Annotated in this window: 24 protein-coding genes; 10 read left to right on the forward strand and 14 right to left on the reverse strand. The window is 64.3% G+C overall.

The window, feature by feature from the left end:
• Positions 1–128: 128 nt before the first annotated feature.
• From BMI87_RS01280 to purC, 6 genes are all read right to left on the reverse strand, one after another.
• Entirely contained in the window at positions 129–629 is a 501-nt protein-coding gene (locus BMI87_RS01280) for a hypothetical protein (protein WP_078519359.1), read from the reverse strand.
• Positions 626–1957, reverse strand: a complete 1332-nt coding sequence (locus tag BMI87_RS01285) for a sigma-54 dependent transcriptional regulator (RefSeq protein ID WP_078519360.1) — start codon at positions 1955–1957, stop codon at positions 626–628. Before BMI87_RS01285 ends, BMI87_RS01280 begins: the two co-directional genes overlap by 4 nt.
• Before the next feature lie 3 nt (positions 1958–1960).
• Complete coding sequence (locus tag BMI87_RS01290; protein ID WP_078519361.1) at positions 1961–3703, reverse strand: ATP-binding protein; 1743 nt, start codon at positions 3701–3703, stop codon at positions 1961–1963.
• A gap of 117 nt (positions 3704–3820) precedes the next feature.
• Positions 3821–4489 carry a phosphoribosylformylglycinamidine synthase subunit PurQ gene (gene purQ / locus BMI87_RS01295; RefSeq protein WP_078519362.1) on the reverse strand — a complete coding sequence of 223 codons (669 nt, stop codon included), beginning with the start codon at positions 4487–4489 and terminating at the stop codon, positions 3821–3823.
• A 131-nt stretch (positions 4490–4620) separates the two neighbouring features.
• Complete coding sequence (gene purS / locus BMI87_RS01300; protein ID WP_078519363.1) at positions 4621–4860, reverse strand: phosphoribosylformylglycinamidine synthase subunit PurS; 240 nt, start codon at positions 4858–4860, stop codon at positions 4621–4623.
• A gap of 14 nt (positions 4861–4874) precedes the next feature.
• Positions 4875–5636 (reverse strand): phosphoribosylaminoimidazolesuccinocarboxamide synthase, encoded by a 762-nt coding sequence (gene purC / locus BMI87_RS01305; RefSeq protein ID WP_078519364.1) that lies wholly within the window; start codon positions 5634–5636, stop codon positions 4875–4877.
• Between the two features lie 270 nt (positions 5637–5906).
• Here purC and BMI87_RS01310 point away from each other — a divergent pair, with 270 nt between their 5' ends.
• Both BMI87_RS01310 and bmt read left to right on the forward strand, forming a co-directional pair.
• Positions 5907–6224, forward strand: coding sequence for a DUF1476 domain-containing protein (locus BMI87_RS01310; protein WP_078519365.1), 318 nt, complete (start codon positions 5907–5909; stop codon positions 6222–6224).
• Positions 6225–6411: 187 nt separating this feature from the next.
• A complete protein-coding gene (gene bmt / locus BMI87_RS01315; RefSeq protein ID WP_078519366.1) occupies positions 6412–7434 on the forward strand; it encodes a betaine--homocysteine S-methyltransferase in 1023 nt (340 codons plus the stop codon).
• Between the two features lie 120 nt (positions 7435–7554).
• Here bmt and BMI87_RS01320 read toward each other — a convergent pair whose 3' ends face one another.
• Complete coding sequence (locus BMI87_RS01320) at positions 7555–8649, reverse strand: PA0069 family radical SAM protein (RefSeq protein WP_078519367.1); 1095 nt, start codon at positions 8647–8649, stop codon at positions 7555–7557.
• Positions 8650–8818: 169 nt separating this feature from the next.
• Between BMI87_RS01320 and BMI87_RS01325 the strand changes: the two genes are divergently transcribed.
• The 4 genes from BMI87_RS01325 (at position 8819) to BMI87_RS01335 (ending at position 12088) form a co-directional block, all read left to right on the forward strand.
• Complete coding sequence (locus tag BMI87_RS01325) at positions 8819–9520, forward strand: B12-binding domain-containing protein (protein WP_078519368.1); 702 nt, start codon at positions 8819–8821, stop codon at positions 9518–9520.
• A gap of 117 nt (positions 9521–9637) precedes the next feature.
• Positions 9638–9796 carry a hypothetical protein gene (locus tag BMI87_RS22435; RefSeq protein ID WP_165756922.1) on the forward strand — a complete coding sequence of 53 codons (159 nt, stop codon included), beginning with the start codon at positions 9638–9640 and terminating at the stop codon, positions 9794–9796.
• The gene (locus BMI87_RS01330) at positions 9793–10470 is read left to right on the forward strand and encodes a DUF1638 domain-containing protein (protein ID WP_078519369.1); all 678 of its coding nucleotides are present in this window, start codon (positions 9793–9795) and stop codon (positions 10468–10470) included. Before BMI87_RS22435 ends, BMI87_RS01330 begins: the two co-directional genes overlap by 4 nt.
• A gap of 139 nt (positions 10471–10609) precedes the next feature.
• Positions 10610–12088, forward strand: coding sequence for a SulP family inorganic anion transporter (locus tag BMI87_RS01335; protein WP_078519370.1), 1479 nt, complete (start codon positions 10610–10612; stop codon positions 12086–12088).
• A 90-nt stretch (positions 12089–12178) separates the two neighbouring features.
• Here the strand turns inward: BMI87_RS01335 and BMI87_RS01340 are convergent, their stop codons facing one another.
• The 3 genes from BMI87_RS01340 to BMI87_RS01350 form a co-directional block, all read right to left on the reverse strand.
• Positions 12179–12778 carry an HNH endonuclease gene (locus BMI87_RS01340; protein WP_078519371.1) on the reverse strand — a complete coding sequence of 200 codons (600 nt, stop codon included), beginning with the start codon at positions 12776–12778 and terminating at the stop codon, positions 12179–12181.
• 220 nt (positions 12779–12998) lie between these two features.
• On the reverse strand, positions 12999–13661 hold the full coding sequence (locus tag BMI87_RS01345) for an alpha/beta hydrolase (RefSeq protein ID WP_078519372.1): 663 nt from the start codon (positions 13659–13661) through the stop codon (positions 12999–13001).
• On the reverse strand, positions 13658–14290 hold the full coding sequence (locus tag BMI87_RS01350) for a DNA-3-methyladenine glycosylase (protein ID WP_078519373.1): 633 nt from the start codon (positions 14288–14290) through the stop codon (positions 13658–13660). The genes BMI87_RS01345 and BMI87_RS01350 overlap by 4 nt, the downstream gene beginning before the upstream one ends.
• A 74-nt stretch (positions 14291–14364) precedes the next feature.
• Between BMI87_RS01350 and BMI87_RS01355 the strand changes: the two genes are divergently transcribed.
• Complete coding sequence (locus BMI87_RS01355) at positions 14365–15579, forward strand: MFS transporter (protein ID WP_078520002.1); 1215 nt, start codon at positions 14365–14367, stop codon at positions 15577–15579.
• Between the two features lie 108 nt (positions 15580–15687).
• On the opposite strand, the gene BMI87_RS01360 is transcribed toward BMI87_RS01355, so the two are convergent.
• Complete coding sequence (locus BMI87_RS01360; RefSeq protein WP_078519374.1) at positions 15688–16188, reverse strand: Lrp/AsnC family transcriptional regulator; 501 nt, start codon at positions 16186–16188, stop codon at positions 15688–15690.
• A 168-nt stretch (positions 16189–16356) separates the two neighbouring features.
• On the opposite strand from BMI87_RS01360, the gene trxB reads away from it, so the two are divergent.
• The 3 genes from trxB to BMI87_RS01375 are packed head-to-tail and all read left to right on the forward strand — an operon-like array spanning position 16357 to position 18389.
• Positions 16357–17307 (forward strand): thioredoxin-disulfide reductase, encoded by a 951-nt coding sequence (gene trxB / locus BMI87_RS01365; protein ID WP_078519375.1) that lies wholly within the window; start codon positions 16357–16359, stop codon positions 17305–17307.
• On the forward strand, positions 17304–17783 hold the full coding sequence (locus tag BMI87_RS01370) for an RES family NAD+ phosphorylase (RefSeq protein WP_078519376.1): 480 nt from the start codon (positions 17304–17306) through the stop codon (positions 17781–17783). The genes trxB and BMI87_RS01370 overlap by 4 nt, the downstream gene beginning before the upstream one ends.
• Positions 17784–17843: 60 nt before the next feature.
• Complete coding sequence (locus tag BMI87_RS01375) at positions 17844–18389, forward strand: VOC family protein (protein WP_078519377.1); 546 nt, start codon at positions 17844–17846, stop codon at positions 18387–18389.
• Positions 18390–18391: 2 nt separating this feature from the next.
• Here the strand turns inward: BMI87_RS01375 and BMI87_RS01380 are convergent, their stop codons facing one another.
• The 3 genes from BMI87_RS01380 to BMI87_RS01390 form a co-directional block, all read right to left on the reverse strand.
• Complete coding sequence (locus BMI87_RS01380; protein ID WP_078519378.1) at positions 18392–19441, reverse strand: low specificity L-threonine aldolase; 1050 nt, start codon at positions 19439–19441, stop codon at positions 18392–18394.
• A complete protein-coding gene (locus BMI87_RS01385; RefSeq protein WP_078520003.1) occupies positions 19438–19887 on the reverse strand; it encodes a YcgN family cysteine cluster protein in 450 nt (149 codons plus the stop codon). The genes BMI87_RS01380 and BMI87_RS01385 overlap by 4 nt, the downstream gene beginning before the upstream one ends.
• A gap of 263 nt (positions 19888–20150) precedes the next feature.
• Entirely contained in the window at positions 20151–21089 is a 939-nt protein-coding gene (locus BMI87_RS01390) for a bifunctional riboflavin kinase/FAD synthetase (protein WP_078519379.1), read from the reverse strand.
• Between the last annotated feature and the right edge of the window lie 15 nt (positions 21090–21104).

Here is a 21104-nt window from a genome sequence, read left to right on the forward strand (position 1 = left end):
GCGAATTTCGGTGGGTTCACACTTATGGCGTGAAACCGACTGGTTCCGACCATAGCGGCACAGCCTACGGGAACACAATCGAATTTTCGTAAGGGAAGGGTTAATCACACCCCGGATTCTCGCGATGTTCAGCGATTGGGCAGGCCGTTTCTCGTGCGCTCGCGGCGAATTGCTTCCGCTTGAGCAGGAATTCCGTCGCGCAACCCTTCCAGCCCGCGGCGTACCTGCGCGCATTCGGGGCTGTCAGCTTGCGTCATGCGATACGGATCGGGATGCGCCGCGTCATAGGCAAGCACCTCTCCGAGCAGCCGATGCACCATGTCGGGATCGCCGTAGGCCCATTCGTTGAGCGGTCGCCCGACCACCTCGGAGAGCGAGCCGAACAGCGCCGGATCGCCCGTCGGATCAATGCCGGGATTGGCGGCAAGCAGGCAGCGCCAGTGCAACTGCCCGAGATAGAACAGGAAAATCGCATCTTCCTTGCGGCCTTGCGAGAAAAGCTGCGACGCGGTCTCGTAATATTTCGACGGGTGCTGGCCCTGCAATTGCGCGGCCTCCGGCGGCGCGTCCTGCGCCTGCGCCATCAGGGGCGCAAGCGCGAGGGCCGCAGCCAGAAGCCCTGCCCTCACAGATAATCCGCGCGGGCGAGGCCGTATTTGGCCATTTTCTCGTTCAGCGTCCGGCGCGGCAGGCACAGCTCCTCCATCACCGCCGAGATCGAGCCCTTGTGGCGCCGCATCGTATTGTCGATCAGCATCTTCTCGAAGCTCTCGACATATTCCTTGAGCGGCTTGCCCTCGGTGGTGATCGCCGCCGGTCCCGTCTCTTCGTCATCGGTCATCAGAAGCGACGCGATCGAGCCCGATCCCCGGCGCGATTGCAGCACCGCGCGTTCGGCCACGTTGATCAGCTGGCGCACATTGCCCGGCCACGGGGCCTGCAGCAGTTGGGCTGCTTCCTGCGCGGTGACTTCGGGCACGTCGCAGCCATATTCATCGGCGAATTGCTCGGACATGCGGTTGAACAGCGTCAGGATATCCTCGCCGCGCGCCCGCAGCGGCGGCAGGGTGATCTTCAGCGCGGCCAGACGATAGTAGAGGTCGGGGCGCAGCGAGTCCTCGACCGTCTTGCCCTCGCCATGCGTGTTGCAGATCGCAACGATCCGCGTCTCCGCCGGTGCGCCCTGATCGTTGATGAATTGCAAAAGCCGCGCCTGCAGCGACTGGCTCAGCGCCTCGACATCCTCGAGGCAGAGCGTGCCGCCGCGCGCTTCTTCCATCAGCGGCAGACCGCCCTCTTCGACCGGGCCGAACAGCTTGGCCGAGAGCGCCTCTTCGGTCAGCGCGGCGCAGCTGACCACGACGAATTTCTTGCCCGCGCGGGGGCCCGTCGCGTGCAGCGCATGGGCCACCAGCGTCTTGCCGGTGCCGGTTTCGCCATCGATCAGAACGTGACCATCCGCCTGCGACAGATCGAGAATATCCTCGCGCAGACGCTCCATCGGCTCGGAAGTGCCGATCAGCTTGCCCATCACCTTTTCGCCCTCGGCCAGATCGCGGCGCAGTGCGCGGTTGTCCAGCGTCGTGCGCCGCGCCTGCGTGGCGCGCTTGGCCAGCTCGGTCATCCGATCGGGCGAGAACGGCTTTTCCATGAAGTCCATCGCGCCGAGACGCATCGCCTCGACCGCCATCGGCACATCGCCGTGGCCTGTGATCATGATGACCGGCAGACCGCTATCGATGCCCATCAGCCGCTTGAGGAAGGCCATCCCGTCCATGCCGGGCATCCGGATGTCGGTGATCACCACGCCCGGCCAATCGGGGCCGATCACTTTCAGCGCGTCTTCGGCGCTGGCATAGGTCTCGGCGTCGAAGCCCGACAGCGCCAGCCATTGGCTGACGGATTGCCGCATATCTTCCTCGTCATCGACGATCGCTACCTTCATTAGTCTTGCCATGTCTTACTCCGCGGCCTTTATGGCCCTGTTCTTGTCCGCCAGGAGGGGCAGCTGCACTTCAAAGACGGCACCCCCGCTTTCGGAATTATGGGCGGTCAGACGACCCCCGAAATCACTGATGATGGAGGACGAGATCGCGAGGCCCAGCCCCGTCCCTTCCCCCGGTTTCTTCGTGGTCCAGAACGGCTCGAACAGCTTGTCGAGATCCGAAATACCGGGACCGTTATCACGCACGCTCAGCACGGCCGTCTCACCCGAGGTAAGCAACAACTCCACTTGCGGTTCCTCAACCGACTTGGTGGCGTCGAGTGCATTTCGCAACAGGTTGATGATCACCTGCTCCAGCCGGATGCGGTCCGCCATTACCATAACAGGACTGCGCGGCATGGTGCGCGAAATGTGCAATTTGCGAATTTTCAGCTGCGGTTCCATCATCGAGAGCGCCTCCGACAGAGCCACCCGCAGGTCCACCGGCTCGAAGGCCTCGCCGCCCTTGCGGGCATAGGATTTCAGCTGCCGCGTGATCGCGCCCATCCGCCCGATCAGGTCGTCGATGCGCTGGAAGGAGGACAGCGCCTCCTCGACCCGGGCGCGCTGCAACAGCAGTTTCGCGCCGGCCAGATAGGTCTTCATCGCGGCCAAGGGCTGGTTCAATTCGTGGCTCACCGCCGCCGACATCTCCCCCAGAGCCGCGAGTTTCGAGCTTTGCGCGATCGTCTGTTCGGCCACGGCCAGATCCTGCTGCGCCTTCTCGCGCTCGGCGATCTCGCGGCTCAGCCGGGTGTTGAGCTGGCGCAGCTCCGCCGATTCCGCGCGCAATTCCTGGCTTTGTCGCCGCGCCCGGCGCGACAGCGCGTAGAAGACCAGCGCCAGCAGGATCGCGAAGCCCATGATCTCGAGCGCGAGCACCGCATTCACCCGCTCGCGCACGGAATCGTAGCTGGTAAAGGCGATCATCTTCCAGCCACGGAAGGGAATGCGCGCCTCGGTGCGCATCACCGCGCGGCCCTTGAGATAGGCGTCGGGCGCGTCATTGGCCCAGTCCGCAGTCGCCTGCAGCGCGCGCTCGATCGCGGAAGGGGCAGACCGCGCGGCCAGCGCCTCTGACATCGTCACCCCGCGCCAGCGCGGCTCGGTCGTCAGGATGATTTTGCCCTCGCTGTCGACCACGGCAAGCGCATCGGAAATCCCGGCCCAGGCGCGTTCGAATTTCGACAGATCCGCCTCGACCACGATCACGCCGACGGGCTTGTTGTTCTGGATGACGGCGCGCGAATAGTCGAATTCGGTGCCGCCTGCCTCGGGCTCGTTGACCGAGAAGATCGTCCCGCGCGAGCGGGTCGCATCGACGAAGAAGGGCGCATTCGGGAAGGGCGAGCCGATCTGCGTGCGATTGGTCGACGCGACCACCCGGCCCTGCATGTCCAACAGCCGGATCGAAGCCACCGCGACCTCTTTCTTGGCCGTGATCAACTGCGCCGATGCGGTGGAATAATCCGTTGTATCAAGAGCTTGCGTCAGCTCCGGATCGCGCGCGAGCAACAGCGGCACCACGGATGTCCGCTGCAGCTCGGACATGATGTTGCCGGTGTAAAGCGCAAGCCGCAGCTCGGTGCGCACGCGCGTCGTCTCGGTGAAACGCTGGGTCAGCCACTGATTGGTGATCCACATCACCGCCCCCGCCAGCGCGAGGATCAGCACCACGGCGACGCGCAGCAACCAACGGGCGCGTGGCGAGCGCGCCATCACGCCGAGCCCGCCCTCACTCTCGGGCGGCTCTTCAGGTAAAATCGTCGAACGTGTCTGCACGTGCGTCATGCGCGAAGTCTAAGCCAAGGCCCAGAGCGCAACAAGCGCGCGAGATCAGGCGGTTGCCAGCATCCCGCTCAACGCGCGGAAAAGCGCCGCCCCATCGGCGCCGCCCTGCGCAGCCTCGATCGCGCGCTCGGGGTGAGGCATCATGCCCAGCACCCGGCGGTTCTCGCTCAGGACGCCCGCGATATCGTCGACGGAGCCGTTGGGATTCTCGACGTAGCGGAACGCCACGCGATCCTCGCCCTCGATGCGGGCAAGGCCTTCCGGGTCGATCTGGTAATTGCCGTCATGGTGGGCGACCGGGATCACGATCTCCTGCCCCGCCTCATAGCCCGAGGTATAGGCGCTGTCGGTCGTGGCGACGCGCAGGGCCAGCGGTTTCGACACGAATTTCAGCCCCGCATTGCGCATCAAGGCGCCCGGCAGCAGCCGCATCTCGGTGAGCACCTGAAAGCCGTTGCAGATGCCGATGACATAGCCGCCCTTGCCTGCGAAATCGGCCACCGCCTGCCCGATGGGCGAGCGCGAGGCGATCGCGCCGCAGCGCAGATAATCGCCATAGGAGAACCCCCCCGGCACACCGATGATGTCGATGCCTTCGGGCAATGCGGTTTCCTTGTGCCAGACCTTGACGACATCCGCCCCGGCTGCGGCGAAGGCCATGCTCAGGTCGCGGTCGCAATTCGATCCGGGGAAGGTGATGACGGCGGCTTTCATGGGTGCAAACTCCTGGCCTTGAGGGTCGAACCTGTCGGGTAAGGCCTGTGCGGCCTTCGGCTTGGTACAAATATCCCGGGGGGGAATTGGCCGGCAGGCCAAGGGGGGCAGCGCCCCCCACCCGACCCGGATCAGGCGATCTCGATGGTGTATTTCTCGATCACGGTATTGGCGAGAAGCTTCTCGCACATCTCCTTCACCTCGGCCTCGGCAGAGGCTGCGTCGGTGGCGCTCAGGTCCAGTTCGATCACCTTCCCCTGACGCACGCCCTCGACACCGTCGAAGCCCATATGGCCCAACGCGTGGCGCACGGCCTCGCCCTGCGGGTCGAGCACCCCATCCTTCAGCATGACATGAACGCGGGCTTTCATCACGAGCGGTCCTTTCAGTTGATCAGCGTCGGTTTGATCGGCTGGGTATTGGTCGGCAGCACGCCAAGGCGCTTGGCGACTTCGGTATAGGCATCGGTCAGGCTGCCCAGATCGCGGCGGAACACGTCCTTGTCGAGCTTCTGGCCCGTCTTGACGTCCCACAGGCGGCAGCTGTCGGGGCTGATCTCGTCGGCCACGATCAGGCGCATGAAATCGCCATCCCAGACGCGACCGATCTCGATCTTGAAATCGACCAGCTTGATGCCGACGCCGTAGAACACGCCGGTGAGGAAGTCGTTCACGCGCAGCGCAAGCGCCACGATGTCATCGAGGTCCTGCTGGCTCGCCCAACCGAAGGCGATGATATATTCCTCGGGCACGAGCGGATCGCCCAGATCGTCGTTCTTGTAGCTGTATTCGACGATCGGACGCGGCAGCGGCGTGCCCTCTTCCATGCCCAGACGCTTCGCGATCGAACCGGCGGCGAAGTTGCGCACGATCACCTCGAGCGGCACGATCTCCACCTGACGGATCAACTGCTCACGCATGTTGAGCCGTTTGATGAAGTGGTTCGGCACGCCGATATTGGTCAGGCCGGTCATGAAATACTCGGACAGGCGGTTGTTGAGCACGCCCTTGCCCTCGATCACGTCCTTCTTCTGCGCGTTGAAGGCGGTCGCGTCGTCCTTGAAATACTGGACCAGCGTTCCGGGCTCGGGGCCTTCATACAGAACCTTCGCCTTGCCTTCGTAGATCTTCTTGCGCCGGGGTGCCATCGCGTCTCCGTTCTCACTTGGCGCGGCGGTGCCAGGGCCTGCGCCGCATACCGTCGGGAATGCCGCGCCCGCCCCTGCGCGCCGTCCGCGAAAGGGTGTTGCCCGCCCTATAGGACAAGCCCGCGAGTCTCGCAAGGTAAAGCGCACGCCACTTCACGCAGATGCACAGCCCCGTCAAACCCGCCAAAACGCGGCCCTTTCCTCTTGCGGCGCACGCCGTGCATGTGCATATCGGAGGTAACGGAGACTTTACCGGGAGGGACGTGGGCCATGACCACCTTCGACGATCGCGAAAACGCCTATGAGAACAAGTTCGCGCATGATGCCGAGCTGCAGTTCAAGGCCGATGCCCGCTGCAACAAGATGCTGGGCCAATGGGCCGCTGAGCTTCTGGGCAAAACCGGCCCCGAGGCCGACGCCTATGTCCGCGAGGTCGTGACCTCCGATTTCGAGGAAGCGGGCCACGAAGACGTGTACCGCAAGCTCTCGGGCGATCTTGGCGACAAGGCCGATGAACAGACGATCCGCGCGAAGATGGCCGAATGCATGGCCGAGGCGCGCCGTCAGGTGGTCGACGAGGCCGAGTGAGCCCTCGCCGATGACGCAGATTGAAAGGCCGGATGCCAAGCGCGTCCGGCCTTTTGCATTTCAGTCCGAGATTGCAGCGCCTTCATCAAGAACATGAAGGAAACGAATTTGCCAATTCCCGCCTGTCATGGCAGGAGAAACCCAACCGCCGCGCCCGACGCGGCCCTTTGCATTTGACGAGGCCCTTATGACCGCCCCGAAAACCGACGCGCTGAGCCGCCTTCTGGAAACCCGCGATTGGCTGATGGCCGATGGCGCGACCGGCACCAACCTGTTCAACATGGGGCTGGCCTCGGGCGATGCGCCGGAACTGTGGAATGCCGACGAGCCCGCGAAGATCGCGAAGCTTTATTCGCTGGCCGTCGAAGCGGGCTCGGACCTGTTTCTCACCAACAGCTTCGGCGGCAATGCCTCGCGGCTGAAACTGCACAACGCGCAGAACCGCGTGCGCGAGCTCAACCGCCTCGCCGCCGAGATCGGCCGGGATGTGGCCGACAAGCAGTCGCGTCCCGTGATCGTTGCGGGCTCGATGGGCCCGACCGGCGAGATTTTCGCGCCGATGGGCACGCTGACGCATGAGTTGGCGGTCGAGATGTTCCACGAACAGGCCGAGGGCTTGAAAGAAGGCGGCGCGGATATCCTCTGGGTCGAGACGATCTCGGCACAGGAGGAATACAAGGCCGCCGCCGAGGCCTGCCATTTGGCGGGGATGCCTTGGTGCGGTACGATGAGCTTCGACACGGCGGGCCGCACGATGATGGGCCTGACCTCGCAGGCGATGGTCTCGATGGTCGAAAAGCTGGCTCACCCGCCGCTGGCCTTCGGCGCGAATTGCGGCGTCGGCGCGTCCGACCTGCTGCGTACCGTTCTGGGCTTTGCCGCGACCGGGACCGAACGCCCGATCATCGCCAAAGGCAATGCGGGCATCCCGAAATATGTCGACGGTCATATCCACTACGACGGCACGCCCGAGCTGATGGCGGAATATGCGGTGATGGCGCGCGATTGCGGCGCGACGATCATCGGCGGCTGCTGCGGCACGATGGCCGAGCATCTGGTGGCGATGCGCGAGGCGCTGGAGACGCGTCCGCGCGGCGAGCGCCCGACGCTGGATCAGATCTCCTCGGTGCTCGGCGGGTTCTCGTCGGAGGATGACGGGCTGAGCGGGGATGCGCCCAAGCGCGAACGTCGGGGACGTCGGCGCAGCTAAGCGCGGTTTGAGGGGCTCTGCCCCTCGGCCTTGCGGCCTCACCCCGGGATATTTGAACCAAAACGAAGGAAGGGCTGGGTTTTTCCCGGCGGTTGCACCATGCGCGCGTCTCAGACGAGATCAGAACAGTTCGAGCTGATCGCCCGGCCGGGGCGGTACGCGGAACTGCGTCACGTCGAGATCGGGCAGATGACGCGCGAAGCCCAGCCGCTTGCAGCTGAGCTTGAACCGCTGCTGCAACAGCTCGGCCAGCTCCCCTTCCCCCTTCATCCGCTCGCCGAAGCGCGGATCGTTGAGCTTGCCGCCGCGCATGTCGCGGATCCGGCCCAGCACCTTCTCGACCTTGCCGGGGTGATGCCGCTCCATCCAGTCGGCGAAAAGCGGCGCCACCTCATGCGGCAGCCGCACCGGCATCATCGAGGCGGCCTTGGCCCCTGCCCTGCGCGCCTCGGTCAGGATCGCCTCCAGCTCGTGATCGGTGAGCCCCGGGATCATCGGCGCGGCCATGACGCGCACCGGGATACCGGCACGCGACAATTCGCGGATCATGCGGATACGGGTCGGCGGGCTGGGCGCGCGCGGCTCCAGATCGCGGGCGAGTTTGGCGTCGAGCGTCGTGACCGACACGCCAACCTGCGCCAATCCGGCCTCGGCCATCGGCGCGAGGATGTCGAGATCGCGCAGGATCGTCGAGCCGCGGGTGACGATCGAGACCGGATGGCGATAGGCCTGCAGCACTTCCAGCACGGCGCGCATGATCTCCATCTTGCGCTCGAGCGGCTGGTAGGGATCGGTATTCGTGCCGATGGCGAGCACGTTCGGGCGGTAGCCTTTCTTGCGCAGCTCGTCTTCGAGCACCTGCGGCGCCTCCGGCCGTGCGATCAGTCGGGTTTCGAAATCCAAACCCGCCGAGAGGCCGAGATAGCCGTGGCTGGGCCGCGCGAAGCAGTAGATGCAGCCATGTTCGCAGCCCCGATAGGGGTTGAGAGAGCGCTCGAAGGGCACATCGGGCGACTGGTTGCGGGTGATGACGGAGCGGGGACGCTCCACCGAGACCTCGGTGCGGGTCAGGCGCTCTTCTTCGGGAATGTCCCAGCCGTCATGCTCGGGCGCGCGGGCGAAGGGCTCGAACCGGCCCACGGGGCGCGCCGCGGCACCGCGCGCGCGCAGACGCTCGGACGGGTTCGCGGGGGGAAGATCGAATGGCAGACTCATGCCCGGAATTTAGAACGAAATGAGAACATTTGCCAAGTAGAGTCCGGATGCGGACCTACCAACACCATGCGAGGTCGGACAAAACACCGCGCATGTCGCAAATCGCCAAGACTTGACGGGGCCACGGCCTCACCACAGGGTAACACCGGCTAGCAGGAGACTATTGGACATGGCCGAAGACGAAGACGATATCATCCTTTCGGAACTCGACGACGACGAGCTCACCGCGCAGATGATGGATGACCTCTATGACGGTCTCAAGGAAGAGATCGAAGAGGCCACCCGCATCCTGCTCGACCGCGGCTGGACGCCGTATGACATTCTGACCAAGGCCCTCGTCGCGGGCATGACTATCGTGGGCAACGACTTCCGCGACGGTATCCTGTTCGTGCCGGAAGTGCTGCTGGCGGCGAATGCGATGAAGGGCGGCATGGCCATCCTCAAGCCGCTGCTGGTCGAGACCGGCGCGCCGCGCATGGGCAAGATGGTCATCGGGACGGTGAAGGGCGATATCCACGATATCGGCAAGAACCTCGTTGCGATGATGATGGAGGGCGCGGGCTTCGAGATCGTCGATCTGGGGATCAACAACCCGGTCGAGAACTACCTCGAAGCGATCGCGCGCGAAGAGGCCGACATCCTCGGCATGTCCGCGCTGCTGACCACCACGATGCCCTACATGAAGGTCGTGATCGACACGATGAAGGAACAGGGCATCCGCGACGACTACATCGTTCTGGTGGGCGGTGCGCCCTTGAACGAGGAATTTGGCAAGGCGATCGGCGCCGACGCCTATTGCCGCGACGCCGCCGTGGCGGTCGAGACGGCGAAGGATTTCATCGCCCGCAAGCACAACCAGATGAGCGCCTGATCGCCGATCGCGCGCGCATCCAGGCTGATATGCATGGAGAAGGCCCCGATTTTTTCATCGGGGCCTTTTCATGTGCGCTTCCCCGCCCCATACTTGAAGAGAAGGGGGAAACGAGAAATGCCGCTGCCACATTTTCTGCTGCTGATCCTGTTTGTGATCGTTCTGGCGGGCTTGACGATCTGGGCCTTCGCCGCATCGGGCGTGCCGATGGCGATGCTCGGGCTGATGGTTCTCGTCGCAGCAGGCGTTGCCCGGATGATGGCACGGGTGGAATGACCGCCCAGAAAGCTGCCTCGCTTCCCGGCGACACGACCTTATCCGAAAATGGCTTAGCTCCCGAGGGCTCGGGGCGTCTTCTGCTGATCGCCTGCGGGGCGCTCGCGCGGGAGATTCTCGCGCTCAAGCGGATCAATGGCTGGGATCATATCGACCTGACCTGCCTGCCCGCCAATCTGCACCTATACCCCGAGAAAATCACCGCCGCCGTCGAAGAGGCGGTGCTGCGCTATCGCGACCAATATGACGATATCTTCGTGGTCTATGCCGATTGCGGCACGGGCGGGCAATTGTTGGAAAAGTGCAAGTCTTTGGGGGTCGAGATGGTCGAAGGCCCCCATTGTTATTCGTTTTTTGAAGGCAACGCGGCCTTTGCCGAAACCGCCGAGGACGAAATCACGGCCTTCTACCTCACCGATTTCCTGACCCGTCAGTTCGACGCATTCGTCTGGAAGCCGATGGGCTTCGACCGTCACCCCGAGCTGATCCCGATGATGTTCGGCAATTACGACCGGCTGATCTATCAGGCCCAGACCGACGATCCCGCGCTCGACGCGAAGGCGCGTGAGGCCGCGAAGCGGCTCGGCCTGCGCTATGAACGGCGTTTTACGGGCTATGGCGATCTGGCCACCAGTCTCGCCAAATTTGCCACGAAATCGGGCAATCCGGCTTAATCCTCTTTGAATTTTTCTTAAAACCCGACCTCCGGGGCTTGGCATCGCTACGTCACCCGGGTATTGGCTTCGCCAAATCTCACATCCCTCCGGCCCGCCCCTCCCCGGTCGCGGGCCTTTCTAATTGCAGGACAACCGTATGACCTTGTCGCAATGGCGCAGCCAGTGGACTGGCAACTTCCGCGCTGACATTCTCTCCGGTCTCGTGGTGGCGCTCGCGCTGATCCCCGAGGCCATCGCTTTCTCCATCATCGCAGGCGTGGACCCGAAAGTGGGCCTCTACGCCTCCTTCATGATCGCCACGATCACCGCTTTCTTTGGTGGCCGCCCGGGCATGATCTCGGCCGCCACCGCCGCAACCGCCGTGCTGATGGGCACATTGGTGCGCAGCTACGGGCTCGACTACCTGCTGGCCGCGACGGTGCTGGCGGGCGTGCTTCAGGTGATTGCCGGGGCGCTGAACCTCGGGACAGTGATGCGTTTCGTGTCGAAATCGGTGATGACGGGCTTCGTGAACGCGCTCGCCATCCTGATCTTCATGGCGCAATGGCCCGAGCTGAACCCGGCCAATGTGCCGGTCGTGGCGACCTATGCCCTGGTGGCACTTGGCCTTGCGATCATCTACCTGCTGCCGCGCTTCTTCCGTGCCATCCCCTCGCCGCTGATCGCGATCCTCGTTCTCAGCGCGGTCTCGATGGGGCTGGGGCTCAACGACGTGCACACGGTGTCCGACATGGGCGCCCTGCCCGATCAGCTGCCCTCGCTGCTGATCCCCAACGTGCCGTTCACCTTCGAGACGCTGCAGATCATCCTGCCCTATTCGGTGGGCGTGGCGGTCGTCGGCCTTCTGGAGAGCCTGATGACGCAGAACATCGTCGACGAGATGACCGACACGCGTTCGGACCGTCGTCAGGAATGCTTCGGTCAGGGCATCGCCAATTTCTGCACCGGCTTCATTGGCGGCATGGCGGGCTGCGCGATGATCGGCCAGTCGGTGATCAACGTCACCTCGGGCGGCCGCACGCGCCTGTCGACCCTGACCGCGGGGATCGCGCTTCTCATCTTCTGCGTGGTGCTGGGCGAATGGGTGGGCCGCATCCCGATGCCCGCGCTGGTGGCGATCATGATCATGGTGTCGATCGGCACGTTCAGCTGGGCCTCGCTGGGACAGCTGCGCACGATGCCGATGTCGTCCAACGTGGTGATGCTGGCCACCGTCGCCTTCGTCGTCGCCACCCATAATCTCGCGATCGGGGTTCTGGTGGGCGTGCTGCTCTCGGGGATTTTCTTCGCGGGCAAGATCGCGCGGATGACCGAGATCTCCTCGCGCTACAACGAGGCGCATCACCTGCGGACCTATTACATCAAGGGCCAGATCTTCTTCGCGACCGTGGAAGAGTTCAACCGCGCCTTCGACTTCCAGGAGAAGCTCGACCGCGTGGTGATCGACCTGACCCACGCCCATATCTGGGACATCTCCTCGGTCTCGGCGCTGGACCGGGCGGTGGGCAAGTTCCGGATGTCAGGCACGGATGTGAAGGTCGTGGGCATGAACCACGCGACAGAGACGATCATCGACAAGCTGTCGAATGGTGGTCAGGTCGCGGCGGGGCACTGAGGGGGCTCTGCCCCCGCTTGCTGCGCAAGCCCCCCGGGATATTTTCACCAATACGAAGAAGGGCGTGCCGGAGACGACGCGCCCTTTTCTTTAGGCTTCCAGCTCGGTGTCCCAGTAGAGGAAGTCCATCCAACTTTCGTGCAGATAGCCTGGCGGGAAGCGACGCCCGATGCGCAGCATATCCTCGGGCTGGGGCTGGCGCGCGGGCTTGAGAAGATGCATCCCGGAGCGCTCCAGCGGCTTGTTGGCCTTGCGCAGATTGCACGGCGCGCAGGCGGCCACAACATTCTCCCAACTGGTGATTCCACCGCGCGAGCGCGGGATCACATGGTCGAAGGTCAGATCGCCCCGCTTGCCGCAATACTGGCACTTGAATTCGTCCCTCAGAAAAAGATTGAAGCGCGTGAAAGCCACGCGCTTCTGGGGTCGGACATATTCTTTGAGGACGACGACGGAGGGGATTTTGAAGGCCTGCCTCTGGCTGCGCACCACTTCTTCGTATTCGGCGAGGATCGTCACCCTGTCGAGGAAGACCGCCTTTATCGCCTCCTGCCAAGGCCATAGCGACAGCGGGTAATAGGAGAGCGGCCGGAAATCGGCGTTGAGCACCAGTGCCGGGTGCTGTCTCAGCGCCGCCGGTTCGCGGGTGAATTGGGTTCGAAAATTCGTCCTGTCGCACTCGTCCAGCATGGGTGACTCCGTCCTCGCCCTGTCGCCTGCCTCGGCTCAGGGGCGGGGTCCGCCCCTGCCTTATCCATGACTATATATGGCGTTCGCGATCTGGCAAGCCTCTTGATCTCGCGATTGCTGCCATGCGGCATGGGTAGCAAACAGCCATGACAGAGAAATGACGCTGCGCGAGCGTTTGGCAAGGTTGCAGGTGCCGCGGCGATCGGCGGCCGCGGGCATCTCAGCCCGGCAGTTTGTCTTGCAGGAAGGACAGCGCCACCGAGAGCCCGTCGGGTGCGATGCCGTGACCGGTGCCCTTCATCACATGGGCATAGGTATCGAACCCCGCCGAGACCAGCGCATCGCCCGCTTTGCCCATATCGGCGAAGGGCACGACCGGGTCCTGATCGCCATGGATCAGCAGAACCGGCGGCTTGGAGATCGCCTCGTTGCCCAGAGCTTCCGGGCGCAGAAGACGGCCCGAGAAGGCCACGAGCCCCGCGACAGGTTCGGCCCGGCGCGGCAGCACTTCGAGCGCGGTCATCGTGCCTTGCGAGAAGCCGATCACGGCAAGCCGCGCGGGCGTCAGCCCCTGCTCTTCCAGCACGGAATCGAGGAAAGCATCCACGTCGGCAGCCGCGTCCTTGAGACCTTGGGCGGATTCCGCTTCGCTGGAATTGTCGATCCAGGGGATCGGGAACCATTGCCGCCCGTAAGGCGCCGCGCGGCAGGGTTCGGGCGCGTCGGGCGCGAGGAACAGCGTGTCGGGCATGTGCTGGCCCAGCGGATCGGCGAGGCCCAGAAGATCCGCCCCGTCCGCGCCATAGCCATGCAGGAACACCACGGCGGATTTCACCGTTCCCGATTGCGGCTCTTTGCGTCCGGCTTCCAGCTTGCGGGTCATGGGGCAACTCCTTCACGATCTTTACAGGCCGCGTAATAGGCCCAGAGGCCGCGCGCCGCAACCGCGCGCCACGGCGACCAGGCTGCCGATAGCTCATTGAATTGCTTGCGCTTGGGCCGCTCGGGCAAATCGAACAGCAGCCGCGCCCCTTCGGCGAGCGCCAGATCGTCCACCGCGAAGACATCGGCGCGGCCCAGAGCGAAGATGAGATACATCTCCACCGTCCAGCGCCCGATGCCGGGGATCGGCAGGAGCTGCGCGACCACGTCTTCGTCGGGCATCGCGCGCAGACCCTCGAAATCGACGCCGGAATTGGAGAGCGCCTGAAGGTAGCGCACTTTCTGGCGCGAGAGGCCACAGGCGCGCAGGTCCTCTTCCGAGGCGCCCGCGATAGAGACCGGATCGCCATAGCCCGCGCCGATCACCTTGCCCCGGATCGAGTTGGCGGCGGCGACCGAGACCTGCTGGCCGATGATCGCGTCGCGCAGCGCCTCGAACCCGTCCTCGCGGCGGCGCAAAGGCCACGGCCCCGTCAGCGCGCAAACCTCGGCAAAACGCGGCTCTGTGCGGCAAAGAAATTCGGTGCCTTCGGCAATATCGTCTTCGCAGGTAATGATACGTCCAACCATGCGCGACACCCTGCCTCATGCCGCGCCCGCTTGCCAGCCCCCAATCGCCACGCTAGCAAGCTGTCATGATTGACATGACCGCCCCTCCCGCCTCTCGCGAAAAGCGCAATACGATCGTGCTGGTTCTGGCCCAGGCGCTTCTGGGCGCGCAGATGCCGATGATCTTCACGGTGGGCGGTCTTGCGGGCCAGATGCTCTCGCCCAATCCCTGCCTCGCGACCCTGCCCCTGTCGCTGATCATTCTGGGCTCGGTCCTCTCGGCGCAGCCGATGTCGGAATTCATGGCCGCGAAAGGCCGCCGCGCGGGCTTCATCCTCGCCAATGCGATGGGCGCGCTGGGGGCGGCGACCGCGGCCTATGCGCTCTATCACGGGTCGTTTGCGCTGTTCATGCTGGGGTCGTTCTTCACCGGCACCTACATGTCGGCGCAGGGTTTCTACCGGTTCGCGGCGACCGATACCGCCAGCGCGGAGTTCCAGCCCAAGGCGATCTCATATGTGATGGCCGGCGGGCTTGTGGCCGCGATCATCGGCCCGCAGCTCGTGAAGGTCACGAGCGAGGCGATGGTCGTGCCCTTCATGGCGACGTACCTCGCGATCATCGGGATCAATGCGCTCGGGCCGATCCTGTTCTCCTTCCTCGACATCCCGGCTCCGGGGCGGCGCAAGAAGCACGAACATCACGAGGGCCGCACCCGGCGCGAGCTGCTGAAAGACCCGGTGATCCTCGTCGCGATGATCTGCGCCATGGTCTCCTATGCGCTGATGAACCTCGTGATGACCTCGACGCCGCTGGCGGTCGTGGGCTGCGGGTTCGAGCAGGGCGACGCGGCCAATATCGTCTCGGCCCATGTGCTGGCGATGTATCTGCCGAGCTTCTTCACCGGCCACCTGATCGCGCGCTTCGGCAAAGAGGTGATCGTGGGCACCGGCCTCGTGATTCTCGCGGCCTCCGGCGCTGTGGCGCTGACCGGGGTCGATCTGGACCAGTTCTACATCGCCCTGATGCTGCTGGGGCTGGGTTGGAACTTCGGCTTCATCGGCGCGACGGCGATGCTCGCCTCCGCCCATAGCCCGGATGAGCGCGGCCATGTGCAGGGGATGAACGATTTCGTGGTCTTCGGCGGCGTCTTCCTCGCCTCGCTCGCCTCGGGTGGGCTGATGAACTGCACCCAGAGCGGTAATGCCCAAGCGGGCTGGCAGGCGGTCAATCTTGCGATGATCCCCTTCCTGACGCTGGCGGGCGCCGCGCTGATCTGGCTGGTGTTGCGCCCGAAAGAGACCCGCTAAGGGGCGCCGCCCGCCCTTCGCTCTTGCGAAAATATCCCGGGGTGGGAATTCACGACAGCGAAGGGAGGGGCAGCGCCCCTCCGACAACGGTTCAATTCAGGGTAAGGCTCAGGCGAGTTTCGCGATGCGCTCTTCGAGCACATCGAAGGGCACGCCCGGCTCGTCCTTGGCGCAGCGGATCACCAGCGAGGTCTTCACGCTGGCCACGTTCTCGGCGGCAGTGAGCTGGCCGGTCAGGAAGCTCTGGAAGCTCGAGAGGTCCGGCGCCACGCATTTCAGCACGAAATCGATCTCGCCATTGAGCATATGGCACTCGCGCACGAGCGGCCATTCGCGGCAGCGCGACTCGAAGTTCGACAGATCCGCTTCGGCTTGGCTGTGCAGGCGCACCATCGCGAAGACCTGCACTTCGAAGCCCAGCTCGCGCGGGTTCACGTCAGCATGGTAGCCGCGGATGTAGCCCGCCTCTTCGAGCGTGCGCACGCGGCGCAGGCACGGCGGTGCCGAAATGCCCACACGCTTGGCCAGTTCGACATTCGTCATCCGCCCGTCCGCCTGCAGTTCAGCGAGGATTTTGCGGTCGATGTCGTCGAGCCGGGAGGTGGGCATGTTGAAACAATCCTTCGTGCGTTGCGGCAGAACTTACCGCTGGAAGAGAGGATGCGCAATAATATTTCGCGGACCGCTCCGCAAGTGCTATTTGTCGCGGCAAGCAGGGGCTTTTCGGCGCGCCTCGCTCCGACTATATCCGTCGGGCAGAATTCCAAGGAGGCAGGCATGTCCGAGACGAAGAAAACCAAGGTTCTGATCATCGGCTCCGGCCCTGCGGGCTACACGGCGGCGGTCTACGCGTCGCGTGCGATGCTCGAGCCGGTTCTGGTGCAAGGCATGCAGCCGGGCGGCCAGCTGACCATCACCACCGAGGTCGAGAACTGGCCCGGTGAGAGCGAGATTCAGGGCCCCGACCTGATGGTGAAGATGGAAGAGCATGCCCGCGCGATGGGCACTGAGATCATCATGGACATGATCACCGAGCTCGACACCTCGAAGCGCCCCTTCGTCGCGAAAGGCGATTCGGGCACGACCTACGAGGCAGCAGCAGTGATCCTCGCCACTGGGGCGCAGGCGAAATGGCTGGGGCTTCCCTCGGAAGAGAAGTTCAAGGGCTTCGGCGTCTCGGCCTGCGCGACCTGCGACGGGTTCTTCTATCGCGGCAAGGAAGTCGTGGTGATCGGCGGCGGCAACACCGCGGTCGAAGAGGCGCTGTTCCTGACCAACTTCGCCTCCAAGGTGACGCTGATCCACCGGCGCGACACGCTGCGCTCTGAGAAGATCCTGCAGGATCGCCTGTTCAAGAACCCCAAGATCGAAGTGGAGTGGAATCACACGGTCGAGGAAATCCTCGGCGACGAAAATCCGCTCGGCGTCACCGGTGTGCGGGTGAAATCCACCGCCGACGGGTCCGAGAAAGTCATCCCCTGCGACGGGTTCTTCGTGGCGATCGGGCACGCGCCGTCGTCCGAGCTGGTGAAGGACAGCCTGAAGATGCAATCGGGCGGCTATGTCTGGGTGGAGCCGGGTTCAACCCGCACCTCGCAGCCGGGCATCTTCGCGGCGGGCGACCTGACCGATCACACCTATCGTCAGGCGGTGACCTCGGCGGGGATGGGCTGCATGGCCGCGCTCGACGCAGAAAAGTTCCTCGCCGAGCAGGGCGAAGCCGAGTGATCCCCTTCCACGGCACGGTCTGGCGGATACTCTCAGCCGACCGTGCCGACGAGGCTTGCGAACCGGCCCGCCATCCGGAGGGCCGGTTTCATCATTCCGGGCAGGTCGCCCTTTATGCCTCGCTGAGTGCCGAGGGGGCTGCCGTGGCGCTCCGGCGCTATGTGCGGACCACTGACCCGCCGCGGGTGATTGTGCCGCTGGAGATCATTACAGAAGCGATGGACGACCTGCGCGGCACGCCCGATCAGGCGGCGGCGTCTGTGATCTGGCAAGATGGGAGAGCGAGCGGCGCGCCGTCGCCCACATGGCGCCTCTCGGATCGGTCACGGGCGCGCGGCGCACAGGGGCTGCTCTACGCTTCGCGCTCGCGTCTTGATCTGAGCCATCTGGTGCTCTTCGAGGTCTCGTCCGCAACAGTGCGGCAGGCGGGCCCTGCGCGACCATGGCACCCGCCCTACCCCATCCCATCTGCGTGAGACGTCATTGCACCGTCGCGCGGCTCCTCTAGGGTTAAGACCATCAGGAGGAGGCCGCTCATGCGCTGGCGCGGGGTCAATCACGTCGAATTTTCAGTGCTCGACTATGACAAGTCGATCGCCTTCTACGATGCGATGTTCGGATGGCTTGGATATAAGAGCTTCTGGACGCTCGATATCGGCTATCGCTCCATCTATTACATGGCGCGCTTCCCGATGCCGCATTCCTATATCGGCATTCAGCCCGCGCATTCGGGCGAGAAACTGGATCACGAGGCGCGCGCCGTGGGCATCCATCACATCGCGCTCTGGGCGAAATCACGCGCCGAGGTGGATGCGTTTCACCGCGACTTCCTGATCCCGCGCGGGCTGTCGGTGACGGAGGCCCCGCAGGAATATTCCGTTTATGCGCCGGGCTATTACGCGGTGTTCTTCGACGATCCGATCAACGGCATTCACTGGGAACTGGCGCATATCCCGCGCATTCCGGGCCTTGGGGCGATCGCTAGGTTCCGCGCGGCCTTGAAAGCCGCGCAGAAAGAGCATCCGGAATGGGACGGCCCGCCCGAGAAACTCGCGTTTCGCGACCTGCCCGGACGCCGCTGAACTCAGGCTAGATAGCCGAGGAAGGCGTCGATTTCCTCGGGCGTCGTGGCCCAGGAACACACCAGACGCGCGGCCAGAAGCTCGTCCTCGGGCCCTTCCAGCGACTGATCGAACGGCCAGAGGTAATAATAGGCCCCGGCTGCATTCGCGCGCTTATGCGCCCCACGCGGCAAGGCGGCGAAGACCGCATTGGCCTGCGTCGGGTGGATCAGTTTCGCGCCCTCGATCTGGCCGAAGCCTTCCGAGAGTTTGCGTGCCATTTCATTGGCATGGCGCGCGGTCTTCAACCACAGATCGTCGGCCAGATAGGCCTGCATCTGGGCCGCGAGGAAGCGGTGCTTCGAGAAGAGATGGCCGCCACGCTTGCGGCGCAGCTCGAATTCCCAGGCGCGTTTGGGGTCAAAAATCACCACCGCCTCGACGCCCATGCAGCCGTTCTTGGTGCCGCCGAAGCTGAGCACGTCGACGCCCGCCTTCCAGGTCATCTCGGCCGGGGTGCAGACCGCGGACACCAGCGCATTGGCAAAACGTGCGCCGTCCATATGCACGGGCAGATGGAAGCGGCGGGCGACATCGCTCAGGGCTTTCACCTCCTCGGGCGAATAGACCGCCCCGGCCTCGGTCGAGTTGGTGATCGAGACCATGCCGCGCTGGACGTTATGGATGCCGCCGCGCCCGGTATGGGCGATGGTGCGCGCGAGCGCGTCGGGGTCCATCTTCGCATCCGGCCCGTCGACCAGAACCAGCTTCGAGCCGCCAGTGTAGAATTCCGGCGCGCCGCATTCGTCTTCCTCGATATGGGCGTTGCGATGGCAGAAGATCGCGCCCCAGGGCTGGGTCAGCACCGCGCAGGAAAGCGCATTGGCCGCCGTGCCGGTCGCAACCAGATAGACGCGCGCCTCGGGCGCCTCGAAAATCTCACGGATCTTCGCCTGCACGCCTTCGGTGATCGGGTCGTCGCCATAGGAATGCACATGCCCTTCATTCGCGGCCATGAGGCCCTCGAGAATGGCGGGATGGGCACCGGACGTGTTGTCGGAGGCAAAATTCATGAGAGATCCTCGATCGTGTATTCGTCCCACTCGTCTTCGGGCACTTCGAATTCGGGTACGGTCCAGCCGCGCACGCTTTCCCCGGCCTCGTGGACCGTCTCGCGCGAACCCGAGATCAAGTAGTGCCAGTCATGCAGCGGCTTATCTTCGAAGCGCAGCCGGTAGGCGCAGGTCGCAGGCATCCAATAGGCGATCTTGTGGATCGTCTTGGGGCTGAGCGTGACGCATTCGGGAACGAACTGGTGGCGAATGTCATATTGCGTGCAGCTGCAGCTCTCGCCATCGAGCAGCCGGCAGGCGACGCGGGTGAAGACGACCTCGCCCGTATCCTCGTATTCGAGCTTGTTCAGGCAGCATTTGCCGCAGCCATCGCACAGCGCCTCCCATTCGGGGGCGGTGAGCTTCTTCAGCGGCAGGTTCCAGAACTCGGGGCGCAGTTTGGTCATGGCGCGGAAAATGGGGCAGCGGCGGGGAAATGGAAAGGGCAGATCGGCGGATCGTGAGCGGATCTGCGATTTGGACATGGCGGGACGGGCAGACCGGTGGCCCTTGGCGCGGGGCGACCAGCCCCGGGTCGCGCCCGACCTCCCCCCGGGAGGGCGCATTGGCGATGGTATCGCGGGCACGTGCGGCTTGCGGGTTTTAGAGATAAAGCGCCCAGCCACTAGCGAAATTAAGCGCCCACCCGAGGTCGGGCGGGGCGCGGCCCTCAGCGCTCGGCCAGTATCTCCCGCGCGCGGGCGCAATCGGCATCCATCTGCGCGACCAGCGCCTCCACCCCGTCGAACTTCATCTCGGGGCGCAGGAATTCGACCAGCGCGACCGAGACATGCTCGTCGTAGAGATCGCCTTTGAAATCGAAGACGAAGGTCTCGAGGTTCGGGGTATTCTCGCCGAACATCGGGCGCACGCCGAGGCTCGCAGCCCCGGTATAGCTGCCCTTATGCGGCCCGGTCAGCACGTCGAACTTCACCGCATAGACGCCGAGCTTGGGCAGATGCAGCCCGGCCATCGACATATTCGCGGTCGGATACCCCAGATCGCGGCCGCGCTTGTCGCCATGCAGTACCGCGCCCTCGATCCGGTGCAGGTGGCCCAGCATAGCGGCGGCATCCTCGGGGCGGCCCTCGGCCAGCGCGGTGCGGATCGCGGTCGAGGACGCCTCCACCCCCTCGACATGCAGAAGCGGCGCGACGGTGACCTCGAAGCCGTATTTCGCGCCCAGCTCCGTCAGCATCGCGGCATCGCCCTCGCGGCCCTTGCCAAAGCGGAAATCGCCGCCCACGGCGACATGGGTCACGCCCAGCCCCTCGGCCAGCACTTCGCGGGCGAAAGCGTCGGCGCTCATATCGGCCAGTTCTTCGTTGAAGGGCAGTTCATAGAGCCGCTCGACCCCGAGCTTGGCGAGCCGGTTGGCGCGCGCCTCGGGGTTCATCAGCCGGAACGGCGGCAGGGTCTTGCCTGCCCGGGCTGCGAAGAATTCGCGGGGATGGGGCTCGAAGGTGATGACGCCCAGCGGCGCATCTTTCCCACGTGCCTGATCGATCACCGATTGATGGCCGAGATGGATGCCGTCGAAATTGCCCATCGCGACGGAGGCTCCGCGCGCGGATTTCTCCAGCGATTTCCAAGTGGTCAAGCGTTTCATCCACCCCGCCCTCCG

It is taken from the genome of Thioclava sp. F28-4, assembly GCF_002020045.1.
In the GTDB taxonomy this organism is placed as follows: domain Bacteria; phylum Pseudomonadota; class Alphaproteobacteria; order Rhodobacterales; family Rhodobacteraceae; genus Thioclava; species Thioclava sediminum.

Coding starts and splice junctions, on each gene's coding strand:
- BMI87_RS01345 (WP_078519372.1), bottom strand. CDS start 13,661: ATGACCCGCAAGCTGGAAGCCGGACGCAAAGAGCCGCAATCGGGAACG.
- BMI87_RS01350 (WP_078519373.1), bottom strand. CDS start 14,290: ATGGTTGGACGTATCATTACCTGCGAAGACGATATTGCCGAAGGCACC.
- BMI87_RS01355 (WP_078520002.1), top strand. CDS start 14,365: ATGACCGCCCCTCCCGCCTCTCGCGAAAAGCGCAATACGATCGTGCTG.
- BMI87_RS01335 (WP_078519370.1), top strand. CDS start 10,610: ATGACCTTGTCGCAATGGCGCAGCCAGTGGACTGGCAACTTCCGCGCT.
- BMI87_RS01285 (WP_078519360.1), bottom strand. CDS start 1,957: ATGGCAAGACTAATGAAGGTAGCGATCGTCGATGACGAGGAAGATATG.
- BMI87_RS01320 (WP_078519367.1), bottom strand. CDS start 8,649: ATGAGTCTGCCATTCGATCTTCCCCCCGCGAACCCGTCCGAGCGTCTG.
- purS (WP_078519363.1), bottom strand. CDS start 4,860: ATGAAAGCCCGCGTTCATGTCATGCTGAAGGATGGGGTGCTCGACCCG.
- BMI87_RS01325 (WP_078519368.1), top strand. CDS start 8,819: ATGGCCGAAGACGAAGACGATATCATCCTTTCGGAACTCGACGACGAC.
- BMI87_RS22435 (WP_165756922.1), top strand. CDS start 9,638: ATGCCGCTGCCACATTTTCTGCTGCTGATCCTGTTTGTGATCGTTCTG.
- purC (WP_078519364.1), bottom strand. CDS start 5,636: ATGGCACCCCGGCGCAAGAAGATCTACGAAGGCAAGGCGAAGGTTCTG.
- BMI87_RS01390 (WP_078519379.1), bottom strand. CDS start 21,089: ATGAAACGCTTGACCACTTGGAAATCGCTGGAGAAATCCGCGCGCGGA.
- BMI87_RS01310 (WP_078519365.1), top strand. CDS start 5,907: ATGACCACCTTCGACGATCGCGAAAACGCCTATGAGAACAAGTTCGCG.
- BMI87_RS01360 (WP_078519374.1), bottom strand. CDS start 16,188: ATGCCCACCTCCCGGCTCGACGACATCGACCGCAAAATCCTCGCTGAA.
- BMI87_RS01340 (WP_078519371.1), bottom strand. CDS start 12,778: ATGCTGGACGAGTGCGACAGGACGAATTTTCGAACCCAATTCACCCGC.
- BMI87_RS01380 (WP_078519378.1), bottom strand. CDS start 19,441: ATGAATTTTGCCTCCGACAACACGTCCGGTGCCCATCCCGCCATTCTC.
- bmt (WP_078519366.1), top strand. CDS start 6,412: ATGACCGCCCCGAAAACCGACGCGCTGAGCCGCCTTCTGGAAACCCGC.
- BMI87_RS01330 (WP_078519369.1), top strand. CDS start 9,793: ATGACCGCCCAGAAAGCTGCCTCGCTTCCCGGCGACACGACCTTATCC.
- BMI87_RS01375 (WP_078519377.1), top strand. CDS start 17,844: ATGCGCTGGCGCGGGGTCAATCACGTCGAATTTTCAGTGCTCGACTAT.
- trxB (WP_078519375.1), top strand. CDS start 16,357: ATGTCCGAGACGAAGAAAACCAAGGTTCTGATCATCGGCTCCGGCCCT.
- BMI87_RS01290 (WP_078519361.1), bottom strand. CDS start 3,703: ATGGCGCGCTCGCCACGCGCCCGTTGGTTGCTGCGCGTCGCCGTGGTG.
- purQ (WP_078519362.1), bottom strand. CDS start 4,489: ATGAAAGCCGCCGTCATCACCTTCCCCGGATCGAATTGCGACCGCGAC.
- BMI87_RS01385 (WP_078520003.1), bottom strand. CDS start 19,887: ATGACCAAACTGCGCCCCGAGTTCTGGAACCTGCCGCTGAAGAAGCTC.